We start from the raw sequence: 767 nt of genomic DNA on the forward strand, positions 1-767 counted from the left end.
GAGGGCACTGAGCAAGCGCAAAAATTCCGTATGGAATGGCAACGAGGCTGGAACGAATACAGTAATTAATAAATACAGTAATTAACGCCAAGACTCATTCTGTTTCATAATCAAGACGATAGTTTGGCTTGTTGAACTTCTGACAATTCTATCGGAGCGCTTTGGTCTACTTGGCTCATTGAGATTGAGTAATAAGTGATATTGAAATATGAAAAAGTACTTTTTAGTTGCGTTAGTATTACTGCCGCTAACCGCAAGTGCCGGCAATGTGCTGAAAGACACGATCAAAGCGAAACGTAAATACGACCATAACAAGCATCAGATTACGAATACGCTCAATAATACCAAGCGGGATATTGAAGATCTCACCAACGGGACTTACGTGCAAAACAAAATGAAACGGGAAGTAAACGAGGCGACAAGCCAGTACACGAATAAAGTGGAACGCGTTAAAAATGCCACTGATCCAGACCAGATCAAGCGTAAGGTGAATAACGAGTTAAATCGCGAATTTGACGAGTGGTTGTATGATGGGGATTGATGTTTGATGTATCAGCTCCGGCAAAAAGATAAGGTGGCCCATGAGCCACCTTTTTACTATCCAACCTTCTTACATTAGGTCAGTTTGCTTTGTGGCTTTCTACCGCTTTACGCAAGAAGCCGTCTTGATGATGAAGGTGCTGACGTGCGGACTCGATATCAAGATCGGTCAAGATCATTAAGATCGCCAGTTTCACCTCATAATTGGTCTGCTTAAGTACCTCGGT

General features: G+C 42.4%; 1 protein-coding gene and 2 pseudogenes. 2 read left to right on the forward strand and 1 reads right to left on the reverse strand.

Annotated elements, in window-relative coordinates; all coding sequences use genetic code 11:
- Nucleotides 1-69, forward strand: a pseudogene (locus R7044_RS25030) (DUF2799 domain-containing protein); the annotation flags it as partial.
- Nucleotides 70-208: 139 nt separating this feature from the next.
- Nucleotides 209-541: a hypothetical protein gene (locus R7044_RS25035; protein WP_029999935.1), complete on the forward strand. Its 333-nt coding sequence runs from the start codon at nucleotides 209-211 to the stop codon at nucleotides 539-541.
- A 79-nt stretch (nucleotides 542-620) separates the two neighbouring features.
- Here R7044_RS25035 and murQ read toward each other — a convergent pair.
- Nucleotides 621-767 (reverse strand): annotated as a pseudogene (gene murQ, locus R7044_RS25040) (N-acetylmuramic acid 6-phosphate etherase); the annotation flags it as partial.

The organism is Vibrio sp. 1402 (genome assembly GCF_033340275.1).

Bases quoted from the DNA above. Each gene is read 5' to 3' on its own strand.
- R7044_RS25035 (WP_029999935.1), top strand. From the start codon at position 209: ATGAAAAAGTACTTTTTAGTTGCGTTAGTATTACTGCCGCTAACCGCA.